Raw genomic sequence first — 13,637 nt, forward strand, 5'->3', positions numbered from 1 at the left:
ATCACGTTTAGAGCTTTTGTAAACCCACTCGTTTTCGTGAGTGGGCTTTTTAAAAATACACCTATCAACATGATTTTTATTATTAAGTACGGTAAGGGGTCAGTCAAAACTTCATAATGTCACTTTCGAATAATATCGATTAAACTTGATTGAATAGATCAAGACATAAATAACGATTAGTGCGGCAAATGTGTTTAGAACAATGGTTTTATAACAGAAAACACAGTTTCACTTTATTGAGGGCCCAGCGGGTGAATAACCCGTGGAGGTTCAAGTCCTCTCGGCCGCATCCCAATGATACCAAGGGTTTTGACACCTTTGGTATTTTTTGTTGTAAGTGCATGTGGCATTAAAAAAGTGCTGACCTCTGCACAAAATCTTTGCGCGAGTCTGCACTTTTATTCTGCAAGATACACTGCCCATTATCATCGATTATGGGCGTTTATTTAATCCGTTCTTACCCGAGCTGATACCTGGCTTTTAGGAAGTTTTTTTTAAGTGGGTAAAACCAACAAATTTTTTGCCTTCTTCATCCCATAGGCGGAACTTTAACGACTTAATACTTGTTGCCAGTGTGATGGTCGGAACGTTTTGCAATGGTTCAGTGTTATTATGCACGATTTCAAGCTTATAGTTTGGGACTCTTGGGCTTAAATGATGAACATGATGGAAACCGATATTGCCTGTTAACCATTGCATGACTTTTGGAAGCTTATAAAAAGAGCTTCCTTCAACGGCTGCTTTTACATATTCCCAATGCTCATCTTCTTCGAAATATGAATCCTCAAACGTATGCTGAATATAAAACATCCAAATTCCGAGGGATCCCGATATCATAAAAATTGGCGTCTGGACCAGCAGAAAGTTTTGCCAGCCGATAGCCCAACATAAAAGTGCTGCCAAAGCGACAATCCCCAGGTTGGTTACATATGTATTCATCCGTTCTTTGCGTTTTGCCCCTTTACGATTAAAACGATTGGTAATCCCGAAGACGTAAATCGGTCCGATAATAAACATAACAAACGGATTTCTGTACAAACGGTACATTATTTTTGTCTTAGTTGAGGCTTCTTTATATTCCTCAACAGTCAGTACCCAAATATCGCCCGTACCGCGTTTGTCCAGGTTGCTGCTTGTCGCATGATGGACAGAATGATCGTGTGCCCAATGATCAAACGGATGCAGAGTCAGAATTCCTGTAATTGTTCCAAGGATTCGATTCGCCTTTCGGTTCTTAAAAAAGGAATAGTGGCAGCAATCATGAAAGATAATGAAGGTTCTCACTAAAAAACCTGCTGCAACGACAGAAATCGCTAATGTAAGGATATAAGAAATCGACAAGCTCTTATAGGCCAAACACCATAACAGGAAAAACGGCACCAATGTGTTAATGATTTGATAAATACTTTTTTGTAAATCGGACTTTTCATAAGGGGTAACCAGTTTTCTCAAAGTCCTTAGGTTTTGTTCATTCATTTTTAAAAGCTTCCCCTTCCCTGATGTTCTTAATCTGCGTATAGAAAACGTTTTATTGCCTTTGAAGTCCCAGCTGTTATACCCCATGTATAATAAGTATCTTTCCTAATCCTGTGTAAAATTATTGAAGGTCAGAAAATGATCTCCATCTCAATTAAATCTTTATTAGCAAGGGCCAGCCGGGATACAAAAAGCGTATGAAGATTATACCCAGCTCTTTATCGGGCCAAACTCTCTCCATGCTCCCCTATGTGAATCAGTTTATTTAGACCGTAAACTTTGATTGTTTGAGGAACAAACATGACAAGTTAATACCGTTAAAATAGGGGTATACCTGAGTGATCGTTTGGAAACATGTGCAGAAACAAAGCTATACCAGTGAACAGCCAAGAATATTTTGTGCTTGAACAAGAAACAGCTGAGCTTTTTAAAGAAACCTTTAACAATCAATATGAAGTACTGGGTTTGAAGGCACTCGTGATTCATTTTCACGGTGTTTTCAAACCATAGCTATTAATAGGCATCTTATTTTGCACTGGTATCGACAGGTTTAACAAATAAAACATGAATGAACACATTATTAATTTGCAGTTATTTCCGTTTCGTGATATGATAAAGGAGAATTATTTTTGTTCGTGTAAAGGATAGTATGAATATCGACTTTTCGTCTTGATGATACTTTGGGCAAGGATAGTAATACAATGTGTAACACACTAGGAGGCAACAAAAATGGAACAAGGTACAGTTAAATGGTTTAATGCAGAAAAAGGTTTTGGATTTATCGAACGTGAAAATGGAGACGATGTATTCGTACACTTTTCTGCAATCCAAAGTGACGGATTCAAATCTTTAGACGAAGGTCAAAAAGTAACGTTTGACGTTGAGCAAGGTGCTCGTGGAGCTCAAGCTGCTAACGTTCAAAAAACTGCTTAATCTTCAATCGTTTATACAAACAGGCTCTTTATATAGGGCCTGTTTTTTTATGTTCTCTGTATCATACTGAATAAAAAAACCCTACTCAACGTTCGAGTAGGGACAGTTGCTACAAGGTAAGAAAAAGGTTTAAAACCTCAAAGGATTGTTTACAGTATAACATACCGGATTGACGATATGTGGAATATATATAAATGATTTGTTTTTATGTTCTCAAGATAACTGTATGTTATTCTTTGTTACAATTCGCATATCTCTTTTATGAAAAGAAGATAAACAACTGCTATTCACTGTGGAAGCAGATGTAAGAAATTTTTAAAGATAAAGAGGGGAGTGGTTGTTTTTTCTTCTGGAAATAATCACTTAGACCTAAAACAATGAAAGCCCTGCCTCTCTTCCATCCTTACGGCTCCTTGTCCGTGCCAGTGTGAATCAGGATTACAAAAATCAAGTGACTATTTCATCGAGAATTCAAGTGTTCGTTGAAGAAAAAAATAAAACAGATTAGATTGTAGGAGTAATAAAAGCGGTTAATGTTTTAAAAGTAAGTTGGAGAAGTTGAACGTCTAATCGTAATATTCAGAAAACTTTCGAATGCTTTTTGGAATGCAAAACATTATTTAAAATTAACCTTAGCAGAAACTTTTTATTTGTTTTTCAGTGATTCCTTTAATGACTTCCAGTTCACTAATCAAAAATTCATATGCATTATCCAACATTTTTTTTTCGCTTGAATTAAGTGCTTTTTCTTTCTTCATTCGCATTAAATCACGTACAACTTCAGCGCCTTCTTGTATTTCACCCGTTTTTATTTTGTTCGTGTTTACTACATACCTTTGCTTCCATGGCAGTAACCTATCTGATTCACCATGCTGAAAAATGTGTATAATGTGTTTTAATGCACGTATATCAGTAACTGGCCGTATACTTGAACTCAATATTTTACGCGTTGGAATCATAACTGTCATATTACTGATTGACATTCTTATGACATAATACTGTTGTTTTTCCTCTAAGAATTGTTTTTCTTCTATGGCTTCAATTGTACCTGCTCCGTGCATTGGATAAACAATGTTATCGCCAATTTGAAACATATAATCCACCTCCATATATGGGAACTTAACTTAAGGTTACCATATATGGAGTGAGATATCAAATTTTTAATGATAACATGGTCATTTATTGGTGTCAATAACTTTTTTTAAAAAACAACATCAAAATAAGAGGGAACCTGTGGGATTCCTAAAAAAGGAAAGGTCAATTGGTCCGTGTATATCTTGGAATCTCGACTAATTAACAGAGATCAGTTTTTCGTTGAAAATGAGTTATTAAATCTCCTTTAGGAGTTCATGCCTTGACATCAATTGTGATTAATCTTTTGGGTTTAACGTAAAACAGGGGATACTAATATTAACTCTTTATAATCATTCTCATGCCGTCTTGAAAATTGACAGTATACCTGTAAGGGTATAATATTGATTCACAAACATTATCTAGTTAATAATGTAGTGTGATAAAGCAGAGTATGAAGTGATAGTTGATAACATGCAAATATATAAATTTCAAAGAAGGAGTTCAACGCATGGAATATGATCAAAAGATTAAAAATCGCTTACGCCGGATAGAAGGACAGATAAAAGGTGTATTGACCATGATGGAACAAGGAAAAGATTGCAGAGAGGTTGTGACCCAATTAGCTGCTTCACGTAATGCGATCGATCGAGCAATGGGTTTGATTGTGAGCACAAACCTTGAACATTGTGTTCGTGAAAGTTTAGAAAAGGGAGAAGACACACAACACTTAGTAAAAGAAGCGGTCGAATTATTGGTAAAGAGCCGATAAAAAAATTCATCAACCTATCATCTTTAAGGTTGACGAATTTTTTTATTTATTATAATATACCCCTACCGGTATTTTGGATTGAATAATAGGAGATCTTTCGAAAAAAATTTTAATTCTAATATACCCCCAGGGGTAATAGTGATTTAGTCAGGAGAATAAACATGACAAAACAAACAAAACGCACAACAATTGTTTTATTTAGCGGCGAATATGACAAAGCAATGGCAGCCTATATTATTGCAAATGGTGCAGCTGCCTACGATCATGAAGTGACGATCTTCCATACGTTTTGGGGATTAAACGCTTTACGTAAAGAAGAGCTGATTCCAGTGAAAAAAGGATTTCTTGAAAAAATGTTTGGAAAGATAATGCCTCGCGGTGCTAATAAGTTGGGTTTATCTAAAATGAACTTTGCAGGTATAGGCCCTAAAATGATTAAAAATGTGATGAAAAAGCATAATGCACTTACGTTGCCTCAGTTGATTGAGATGGCTCAAGAACAAGGTGTAAAGCTCGTAGCTTGTACGATGACAATGGATCTTCTTGGTTTACAGGAAAAAGAACTATTAGATGATATCGACTATGCTGGTGTAGCTGCTTATTTGGCAGATGCTGAAGAAGGCAATGTCAACTTATTTATCTAATGTTATCCATTGCAAATTGAATAAGTGAAGGGGGTTATAACACTATGAATAGCGGAGTAATGTTCAATACTTTACTCATTTTATTTTTACTTTGGATCGTATTTCGACGTTTTTTCCCATTGCATGGTGTTAAACAAATAACAACTGCTGATTTAAAGTCAGAGCTGAAAAATAAAGACAAACAGTTTATAGATGTACGAACACCTTATGAGTTCCGCACAAGGCATATTAAAGGGTTCAAAAATATTCCTTTGTCTATCTTGCCTCGTCAAACTCATCAGCTTTCGAAAGACAAAGACGTCTTTGTGATCTGCCAAAGCGGAATGAGAAGTATAAAGGCAAGTAAAATATTGAAGAAACAAGGGTTTAAAAATATCACAAATATAAAAGGTGGTATGAATACATGGTATTAACATCCAGAGAGTAACTTTTTGCATATTTATATACCCCCACCCCTATATAAGAAAAGGAGGAAAAAATCGTGAAAGCAAATATTGTATTAGACGCTAAAGGCTTGTCATGCCCAATGCCTATCGTAAAAACAAAGAAGAAAATAAAAGAATTAAAAGCTGGTGACATATTAGAAATTCAAGCAACAGATAAAGGATCGGCGACAGATCTGCAAGCATGGGCAAAAAGCTCAGGCCATGAATATCTAGGTACTGAAACAGAGGGAGAAGTCCTTCGTCACTTTCTTCGAAAAGGAGGAGAGCATTCATCAGAAAATGCATCTTCAATTCCTGAGATTTCATTAGAAGCTTTCACACAGAAAGTGGATCGTGATGAGTCTCTTCACATTTTAGATGTACGAGAGATCGAGGAGTATGAAGAAGCCCATATCCCCGGAGCGGTGCATATCCCTCTTGGCGAAGTGGAAAAGCGCTCTAACGCATTAAACAAAAATGATGAAATTTATATTATTTGCCATTCAGGAAGAAGAAGTGAAATGGCAGCTCACACCATGAAAAAACAAGGTTTTAAAAAGGTTATTAATGTTATTCCCGGTATGCGGGATTGGACAGGCAAAACAGAAAAAGGAGGTATGTAAACATGACCGTGCAAGCACTTACCGCAAAAGAAGTCACACAAAAAATCTTTCACAAAGAATCTTTATTTATTTTGGATGTGCGTAATGAAAATGATTTTAGCGATTGGAAGATTGAAGGACATTATTTTGACCATTTAAATGTACCGTATTTCGATCTTTTAGATGGCGTAGAAGATATCTTGGAGAAAATTCCTTCTGATAAAGAAGTGCTGGTCGTTTGTGCAAAAGAAGGTTCATCTGTCATGGTATCCGAAATGCTTTCTGAAGCAGGTCATTCTGTATCCTATCTTAAGGGCGGAATGAAAGCATGGAGCGAACATTTAGAGCCGGTAAAAGTCGGGGATTTAAAAGATGGCGGTGAGATGTATCAGTTTGTTCGAATCGGTAAAGGCTGCCTGTCATACATGGTCATCTCCAATGGTGAAGCAGCGATTATTGATGCGACACGTATGGCGGATATTTTTATAGACTTTGCGAAAGAGAAGGGTGCGGAGATTACTCACGTATTTGATACACATCTTCACGCAGACCATATTTCAGGCGGCAGAGTCATAGCTGAAAAAACAAAAGCAACCTACTGGTTACCACCGAAGGATGCAGAAGAAGCGGTATTTGATTATCAGCCGCTGGAAGAAGGCAACGATATTGTCATTGGAAACACAAAGATTGGCATTCAACCGATTTATTCACCGGGGCACACGATTGGTTCCACTTCTTTCATTGTCGATGATCAGTATCTTCTTTCAGGTGATATCTTGTTTATTGATTCAATCGGAAGACCAGACTTAGCCGGTATGGCAGAAGATTGGGCGGAAGATTTAAGAACAACGCTTTATAGCCGTTACAACGCGTTATCACAGGATTTAATTGTATTACCGGCACACTTTATGATCATTGACGAGCTAAATGATGATGGAAGTGTTGGTAAAAAACTAAGTACATTATTTAGCGAGAACCATGGTTTGAACATTGCGGATGAAAGAGAATTTAGACACCTAGTAACAGATCATTTGCCTCCGCAGCCAAATGCATACCAAGAGATTCGGAAAACAAACATGGGGAAAATCAGCCCGGATGAAGAAAAACAGCGTGAAATGGAGATTGGTCCAAACCGCTGTGCAATACGGTAACACAAGTTTCTATTAAAAAGAGGAGAGATGAACATGAAATCAGATAAAGTATTAGACGCAAAAGGCCTGGCATGCCCAATGCCAATCGTCAGAACAAAGAAAGCGATGAATGAACTGGAATCAGGTCAAATATTAGAAGTGCATGCAACAGATAAGGGAGCTAAAAATGATCTTGCAGCTTGGTCTAAATCAGGCGGGCATGACCTTTTAGAGCAAACTGATGAAGGCGATGTATTGAAATTCTGGATTAAAAAAGGCTAATGAATGTGAAAGGGTATCGAATACAAAGATGCCCTTTTTCTTTGAAAGGAGGAACTAAAATGGATATTGCCTTTATCACAACTCTTTTCATTATAGGGTTTATTGGTGCCTTTATTTCCGGAATGATGGGTATTGGCGGATCAGTTATTAATTATCCAATGCTATTATACATTCCTTCTTTAGTGGGAGTGATGTCATTAACTGCCCATGAAGTTTCAGGGATAGGGGCTATTCAAGTTTTCTTTGCGACACTTGGCGGTGTTTGGGCTTATCGTAAAAGTGGTTTTTTAAATAAAGCGTTAATTATGTACATGGGAAGCAGCATCCTTTTAGGGAGTGTATTGGGGAGTTACTTTTCTCATTATATATCTGAAAAAGGAATTAACTTTATCTACGGAATTCTGGCTATACTAGCAGTTGTTTTAATGTTTATACCTAAAAAAGGACAAGAACATAGCGAAGACGAAGAAGTGATATTTAATAAATGGTTGGCTTCGTCCCTAGCGTTTATCATTGGTGGCGTATCAGGTATTTTAGGAGCTGGCGGCGCTTTTATCCTAGTCCCCATTATGTTATCGATTTTAAATATCCCTGTTAGAATCACAGTCGCTTCATCTCTTGCGATTACATTTCTTTCATCTATTGGCGCAACAGTTGGAAAAGTAATCACGGGCCAGGTTCTTTTTGCACCGGCTCTGGTTCTTATGATTGTCAGTTTAATTGCTTCTCCTATTGGCGCATCAGTTGGGCAAAAAGTAAATACAAAATTCCTGCAATGGATTTTAGCGCTATTAATAAGTGCGACAGCTATTAAAATTTGGTTAGAGCTCCTTTGATATGAGTCAGCGGGTAAAATGAAAGATTAAAAGATTCATCACTCCTTATAAACAAACACTAATATATAAAGGTTTTGTAATAGAAAGCACAGTTTCACTTTATTGAGGGCCCAGCGGGTGAATAACCTCTGGAGGTTCAAGACCTCTCAGCCGCATCACAATGATACCAAGGGTTCTGACACTTTTGGTATTTTTTGTTTACAGCTGCCCCGTTACTTATAGCAAGTCGTCTGGTTTGCCAGCTATCTTTTTTAAAGACCCTTTTTCGATTAATGAAATGATAAAATAGGAGAAGACAGCCAAAATGAAATGAGAGCAGATTCAGATGAGAAACACAAGAATAACTCATCGTGATCGTATTCGTACACATTTTTACAGAGGAGGACAATTATGATTGGAATACTGGCAGGAATGGGGGCAAAATCTACTGGGCCATTTGTAGATAAGGTAGTAGACGAGTGCCAAAAAATATATGGAGCAATACATGACATGGATTTCCCTCATATGATGATTTATTCTTGTCCGACTCCTTTCTATATGAATAAACCTCTCAATCATACGGACATGGAAAAGGCAATTATTGAGGGAGCTGTAAAGCTTGAAAAAACGGGTGTTGATTTTATTGCCATCCCATGTAATACCGCACATATCTATTTTAATCAAATAAAAAAATCGCTTTCAGTCCCTTTACTAAACATGGTTGATGAAACCATAAAAAAAATATCTAAAGGTTCAAAAAAAGCAGCTCTTTTAGCCACCGTTCCTACGGTTCAATCTGGAATATTTCAAGAAGCGTTAAACAGAGAAGGTTATGATTTTTTACATCAAGATAGTTGGCAAATCTATGTCGATCACATAATAGAAAAGATTAAACAAGGTCAAATCAATGAGGCTGGTACATTATATGATGAATTACACCGTGACTTAGCAGAAAAGGTTGATACTGTTATCATTGCATGTACGGATTTAAATATGGTCACGGATCAAAAAAGCAGCGAACTCAACATTGTTGATTCATCAGCTTGTCTCGCTCAAGCCATTGTAAATAAGTATGTATCATTAACAAAATAAGCCGTCTGATTTATCAGCAAATTCAGGGCGCTTTTTTCCGTTAAAGCGCCCGGCTTCGGCAGATATATAATCCTCGATTACTTCTTGAATGTAACTTCCCCGCGTTATTGTTCCTTTAACATTGAATATTTTCGATACGCTTTATAGTAACTGATGCCGAAGACAACAGCCATAAGAGCGGGAAGCGACCTTAAAAGGGCAAATGGAGTTTCAAATAAAAATGCTTTCCAAAACATTGCGCCTTCCATACTCCACAGACCTTCAGCTAAATACAAACCTGAATCCTTGTAAATCAAATAAGAATAAAATAAGCAAAGTAAACCAAAACAAGATGAATAACTCATTAGTCTTTTATAATAACTACTCTTTGATTGGCGATCCGAGAAGATTTCATTTTGACCATCATCTTCTTTCTGCCAATATCGAGTTCCGCTAAGCCATGGGCTGTTTATATAACTCCAGCCGAAGTCTTCATAGATCTCTCTGTAGTCTTTGAACTTTTTCTTTGATAAATAATCATGATAATCCAGTCTCATCACATATCTCTTGTCGGTTTTTTCGAAAGTGTATATTCCTAATCCGCTGATATTTGTACAGCGATAGCCTTTTTGCAATTGCTCGTTCAGCCATTGCTCCTCTTTTTCAATATCAAAAAACATCTTAAATGTCTTCATTCGATTCACTTCCTTCGTACAGGGATAAAATATGCAGTAACCTGTTTTGTTCCATTTTCAAAATGGCGCTTCCTTCCGCAGTTATCATATAAACTTTTCTCCGGCCCGACTCTCCAACAGGTTCAATCCAGCCATGCTTATTCAAGTTTTCAATCGCGCCGTATAATGTGCCGGCTGCTAAAATAACAGTTCCGTTACTCATCTTTTCGATCTTCTGCATGGCGGCATAGCCATGAAGCGGCTCCCGCAAAGCTAATAAAATATAATGCATGGTTTCAGACAGCGGTAATAATTTATGTTTCATATCCTCATCCTCTATTCAGTCTGACTATATAGTTAAACTTAATACAGTCCAACTGAATAGTCAATGGTCTTTTCAAAATTTGTCAAAGGAACTTGAAAATCAAATCTAAAAAGTCGCTTTTCTTACGTAATGGGAAGCGGCTTCTGAGTAGTCCTATTCAATTAAATGGCCCGATTGTTGGGTGTAATGCTTAACTTCAGTGCTTGAAATGCCGGGCGGTAATAAGCTTTCACTTTATCAAATGCCCAGCGTATAATTAACCCGTGAAGGTCCAAACCCTCTCAGCCGCATTAAAAATACCAAGGGTTTTGAGTCCCTTGGTATTTTTTGTTCATTGTTTTAAGATGTGAATTTCCTTAGTGGCTGTCGTTCCAGTTTTTCTCTATAAATGTATTCGCAGGCTGTAAGTTGGTTTTGTTCGCAATTTCAATGACAGCGGGAACCACGGAAGGGTCTGTTTTGGAGAAGTTAGGAATCCGCGGATCTAACCGGAAAAAGCGGTCTCCCAGAAGGTTCGCGCTGACCATAGATTCATAGTAGCCATTTCCGCCGGCGATCATCTGAAGAAATGGCAGTAAAGGTTCATTAGGCGACCTGTCCAAAAGAACTCCCCAATTTGGAGGAAGGTTCTTCAGGTTTTCGGGACGTATGTTATCCGCACTTACCATTCCCCACCCTCTCGTATCTCTTCTTAACCGAGTCGGGGCTTCACCTGTACCGATGGATAGCGCCGCAATTTGATCCAATGGCACGTTGGCTTTACCAACCGCAAACGCGATACTGGCCGTACTGGGGTTCGTTGCCACTACATATCCGTCCACGTAGTTTTGATAGGCTCGCTGCGTCGCGGGGGCACCGCTGCTCCGCAGTATGACATCACTCACTTTCTCATTTAAATAGGGAGAGCCGGGAAAGTTGTGAAATAATACGGGCGTCCAACGATCCAGTGCGGGGGAGTATAATTTGAATGAAGGGACAACAATTCGTTTTCTTACATCTTTAAGACGAAGGCCTGGCGGGAAAAAGTTTCGTACCGCTTTAATAAAACCGGAGTATGGTAATTGCTGATTGAAAACAGGTCCGCCCGGCCGGGAAGTGCTGAATGCGGGCAGGATTTCATCCTCAAAATACTGAAGTGTTTCCTTCGGAGATCTTCCGCTTGCTAATGCAAGGGCAGTAAATGAACCGATTGAGTTTCCCGCAAATACATGGGTTCGGCTTATTAATGCTGGATTTTCTTCAGCCAGTCTGTTCAATAGTTGTAAACTTAAAGCACCTAAGGTACCGCCCCCGTCAAAGGTCATGATCCGATATTTTGCCAAAGCTGATTTCTCCTTTCTGATGAAAACTATCATTCAGTATATGTTCAGCCAGAGTCTATTGTATGGATGAATGAATATCTTCTTATCTTAAATTACCAATCCAGCGAGTCGGGAAAGAATACGTTTTTTATTTAAAGAGGTTTTTTCCGGGAAGAAGGAGAATTATTTAAAAATAAAAGGGGGAAAACACTTGAATACGATTGACCTTATTATTTTAAATTTTGAAGAAGTAAGACGGCGAAGCATCAAGTTATGGACAGCTATACCTGAGGAAAAAATGGACTGGCGCCCGGATTCCGAAGCAATGTCGTGTAAGGAAATGATAAGACATGTATTAGAAGCGGAATTTCTTTATCATCACATTTTACTAAAACAAATGAATGAGTCTTCAGAGGAATCTAAAAACCCATATGAATCAAAAACGTTTACCACAGTAACCGAAGAATTAGAATTTGCAAAACCGTATCGGGCCGAGTTTTTGACATTCATCAAATCGTTAAACGAAACAGATTTAACAAATATAAAGATTGACAGGTCTGATGTTGGATATATTCGCGAACTAGGAGACATGTTATTAAGAATCGCTTACCATGAGTCCGTACATACCGGTCAGCTTTTAGACTATCTCAGAACTGCTGAAGTGGACAGGCCTTTAATTTGGGACTAGTTAAATGATTGTGTTTTACACGGGAAGGGGAAAGAATGGAATATAAACCGATTAATTTCCAAGAGAAATTAGCTGCGTTCCAAGATCAATGGTCTCCAAAAGTAATCGCTGAAATGAATGATTATCAATTTAAACTTGTTAAGGTACAAGGGGATTTTGTTTGGCATAAGCATGACGAAACAGATGAAGTCTTCATTGTCATTAAGGGTAATTTAATCATTGAATTTCGTGATGGAGAAGTAAAATTAAATGAAGGTGAAATGTTTGTCATTCCGAAAAATGTTGAACATAAACCTTATGCAGAATCAGAGTGTCACATTTTGCTTGCAGAACCTAAAGGTGTTGTGAATACCGGGCAGGAAATAACTGATCAAACAGCTGAAAATGATGTCTGGGTCTAGCCTGTAACAAAAAACGATCAAAACTCCGAAAGATTGAATGACGATTAGAGAAAATGATCAGGAAAACCAATTAAGAATGATTTAAGGTTAAATATTGAAAAATTTTGTTAATATTATAATACATTGTTTGGAAATGTAATCATTTTATAAGGAGTTTTCTAATTGCGTTGGAGTAAATGGTTCAATATTTTTTGCATAGCAGCATTGGGATCAATATATGGCTATAAATTGTTTACTAACCAAGAAGTCAGTACGGCTCGTTTGATCATAGCTGCTGCAATTATCTTGTGGAACATTGTCGGACTTTTTAGCAAAGAACCAGTAAAACAAACACAGCAAGCAAACTAAAAGTCAAAAACACAAAAAGTTGGTACAGAAGGATGCTGCAGCGCGCAGCATCCTTTTTCGTAGTCTCCCTTTTACGCTGCTTATAATAATCGTCAAAAAGCATTCAAGTTTCATCAAGCATCCAGAATCTGTTGCATCGATAAATGGAAATTGCCCTAAAATGTGCCGGTTCATCAAAATACCAGTCCAAGCTGCAGTTATTTATTTACATAGTATGTAAAGATTGAAAAATGAGAGAAGGAGTGGCGTAATGTATTATAACGAAGGTGAAGATCAACAGTACGTTCAGAAGAAAAAGCCATACAACGAAGCCTGTGACCTTGGCCATGATTTTGATATGGCGGACGATGAAGCAAGAGCGGAAGCAGCAAGAGAAGCAGAAGCGAGAGCCAGAGCGGAAGAGGCAATAGCAAGAGCGGAAGAAGCAAGAGCCAGAGCAGCAGAAGCAAAGGTAGAAGCGGCAAAATTAGCAGCAAAAGCGAAATGTAAAAAACGTCATAAGAAAGAGAAAAAACAGGATTGCAAACGTAAGCACAAGAAGAAAAAATAAGAGCTTTTCATCATGTAAAAGATAAGATTCAATGTGTATTGATGTTATCCGTACAGGGGTGCAAAAACGATAAAGAATAAGATTCTTGTCGGGGGATCAAGCAGAAAGATTGCTCAGCCGGTGTCTCAG

18 protein-coding genes and 1 pseudogene are annotated in these 13,637 nt (G+C 37.8%); 14 read left to right on the forward strand and 5 right to left on the reverse strand.

Annotated features, from left to right (window positions below; all coding sequences use genetic code 11):
* Positions 1 to 480 precede the first annotated feature (480 nt).
* A complete protein-coding gene (gene desA, locus G4O42_RS02670; RefSeq protein WP_202596927.1) occupies positions 481 to 1,476 on the reverse strand; it encodes a Delta(5) desaturase DesA in 996 nt (331 codons plus the stop codon).
* A 184-nt stretch (positions 1,477 to 1,660) separates the two neighbouring features.
* Here desA and G4O42_RS20205 point away from each other — a divergent pair, with 184 nt between their 5' ends.
* Positions 1,661 to 1,759, forward strand: coding sequence for a molecular chaperone TorD family protein (locus tag G4O42_RS20205; protein WP_074534332.1), 99 nt, complete (start codon positions 1,661 to 1,663; stop codon positions 1,757 to 1,759).
* Between the two features lie 446 nt (positions 1,760 to 2,205).
* The gene (gene cspC, locus G4O42_RS02680) at positions 2,206 to 2,409 is read left to right on the forward strand and encodes a cold shock protein CspC (RefSeq protein WP_003156143.1); all 204 of its coding nucleotides are present in this window, start codon (positions 2,206 to 2,208) and stop codon (positions 2,407 to 2,409) included.
* Between the two features lie 632 nt (positions 2,410 to 3,041).
* Here the strand turns inward: cspC and G4O42_RS02685 are convergent.
* Positions 3,042 to 3,503 (reverse strand): CarD family transcriptional regulator, encoded by a 462-nt coding sequence (locus G4O42_RS02685; RefSeq protein ID WP_032873030.1) that lies wholly within the window; start codon positions 3,501 to 3,503, stop codon positions 3,042 to 3,044.
* A 488-nt stretch (positions 3,504 to 3,991) separates the two neighbouring features.
* On the opposite strand from G4O42_RS02685, the gene G4O42_RS02690 reads away from it, so the two are divergent.
* The 8 genes and pseudogenes from G4O42_RS02690 (at position 3,992) to G4O42_RS02725 (ending at position 9,242) form a co-directional block, all read left to right on the forward strand.
* Complete coding sequence (locus G4O42_RS02690) at positions 3,992 to 4,252, forward strand: metal-sensitive transcriptional regulator (protein ID WP_014416981.1); 261 nt, start codon at positions 3,992 to 3,994, stop codon at positions 4,250 to 4,252.
* Positions 4,253 to 4,413: 161 nt separating this feature from the next.
* A complete protein-coding gene (locus G4O42_RS02695; RefSeq protein WP_032873032.1) occupies positions 4,414 to 4,896 on the forward strand; it encodes a DsrE/DsrF/DrsH-like family protein in 483 nt (160 codons plus the stop codon).
* A gap of 44 nt (positions 4,897 to 4,940) precedes the next feature.
* On the forward strand, positions 4,941 to 5,309 hold the full coding sequence (locus G4O42_RS02700) for a rhodanese-like domain-containing protein (protein ID WP_014416982.1): 369 nt from the start codon (positions 4,941 to 4,943) through the stop codon (positions 5,307 to 5,309).
* 65 nt (positions 5,310 to 5,374) lie between these two features.
* Positions 5,375 to 5,944 (forward strand): sulfurtransferase TusA family protein, encoded by a 570-nt coding sequence (locus G4O42_RS02705; protein ID WP_032873034.1) that lies wholly within the window; start codon positions 5,375 to 5,377, stop codon positions 5,942 to 5,944.
* Positions 5,910 to 7,074, forward strand: a pseudogene (locus tag G4O42_RS02710) (MBL fold metallo-hydrolase). Before G4O42_RS02705 ends, G4O42_RS02710 begins: the two are co-directional and overlap by 35 nt.
* A 33-nt stretch (positions 7,075 to 7,107) precedes the next feature.
* Positions 7,108 to 7,335: a sulfurtransferase TusA family protein gene (locus G4O42_RS02715; RefSeq protein ID WP_003156135.1), complete on the forward strand. Its 228-nt coding sequence runs from the start codon at positions 7,108 to 7,110 to the stop codon at positions 7,333 to 7,335.
* Positions 7,336 to 7,394: 59 nt separating this feature from the next.
* Entirely contained in the window at positions 7,395 to 8,171 is a 777-nt protein-coding gene (locus tag G4O42_RS02720) for a sulfite exporter TauE/SafE family protein (RefSeq protein WP_029974195.1), read from the forward strand.
* Between the two features lie 390 nt (positions 8,172 to 8,561).
* The gene (locus G4O42_RS02725) at positions 8,562 to 9,242 is read left to right on the forward strand and encodes an aspartate/glutamate racemase family protein (protein ID WP_032873039.1); all 681 of its coding nucleotides are present in this window, start codon (positions 8,562 to 8,564) and stop codon (positions 9,240 to 9,242) included.
* Between the two features lie 104 nt (positions 9,243 to 9,346).
* Here G4O42_RS02725 and G4O42_RS02730 read toward each other — a convergent pair whose 3' ends face one another.
* The 3 genes from G4O42_RS02730 to cotR form a co-directional block, all read right to left on the reverse strand.
* Positions 9,347 to 9,916 carry a DUF2812 domain-containing protein gene (locus tag G4O42_RS02730; RefSeq protein WP_032873041.1) on the reverse strand — a complete coding sequence of 190 codons (570 nt, stop codon included), beginning with the start codon at positions 9,914 to 9,916 and terminating at the stop codon, positions 9,347 to 9,349.
* A complete protein-coding gene (locus tag G4O42_RS02735) occupies positions 9,903 to 10,220 on the reverse strand; it encodes a PadR family transcriptional regulator (RefSeq protein ID WP_012116900.1) in 318 nt (105 codons plus the stop codon). The genes G4O42_RS02730 and G4O42_RS02735 overlap by 14 nt, the downstream gene beginning before the upstream one ends.
* 356 nt (positions 10,221 to 10,576) lie before the next feature.
* A complete protein-coding gene (cotR, locus tag G4O42_RS02740; protein WP_032873043.1) occupies positions 10,577 to 11,542 on the reverse strand; it encodes a sporulation hydrolase CotR in 966 nt (321 codons plus the stop codon).
* Between the two features lie 190 nt (positions 11,543 to 11,732).
* On the opposite strand from cotR, the gene G4O42_RS02745 reads away from it, so the two are divergent.
* From G4O42_RS02745 to G4O42_RS02760, 4 genes are all read left to right on the forward strand, one after another.
* Positions 11,733 to 12,209, forward strand: coding sequence for a DinB family protein (locus G4O42_RS02745; RefSeq protein WP_007609648.1), 477 nt, complete (start codon positions 11,733 to 11,735; stop codon positions 12,207 to 12,209).
* Between the two features lie 35 nt (positions 12,210 to 12,244).
* Positions 12,245 to 12,610 carry a cupin domain-containing protein gene (locus G4O42_RS02750; protein ID WP_017419204.1) on the forward strand — a complete coding sequence of 122 codons (366 nt, stop codon included), beginning with the start codon at positions 12,245 to 12,247 and terminating at the stop codon, positions 12,608 to 12,610.
* Between the two features lie 162 nt (positions 12,611 to 12,772).
* Positions 12,773 to 12,958: a hypothetical protein gene (locus tag G4O42_RS02755; protein ID WP_017419203.1), complete on the forward strand. Its 186-nt coding sequence runs from the start codon at positions 12,773 to 12,775 to the stop codon at positions 12,956 to 12,958.
* Positions 12,959 to 13,208: 250 nt separating this feature from the next.
* Complete coding sequence (locus G4O42_RS02760; protein WP_032873045.1) at positions 13,209 to 13,508, forward strand: hypothetical protein; 300 nt, start codon at positions 13,209 to 13,211, stop codon at positions 13,506 to 13,508.
* Positions 13,509 to 13,637 lie beyond the last annotated feature (129 nt).

This window comes from Bacillus sp. LUNF1 (assembly GCF_011008975.1).
Taxonomy (GTDB): domain Bacteria; phylum Bacillota; class Bacilli; order Bacillales; family Bacillaceae; genus Bacillus; species Bacillus velezensis.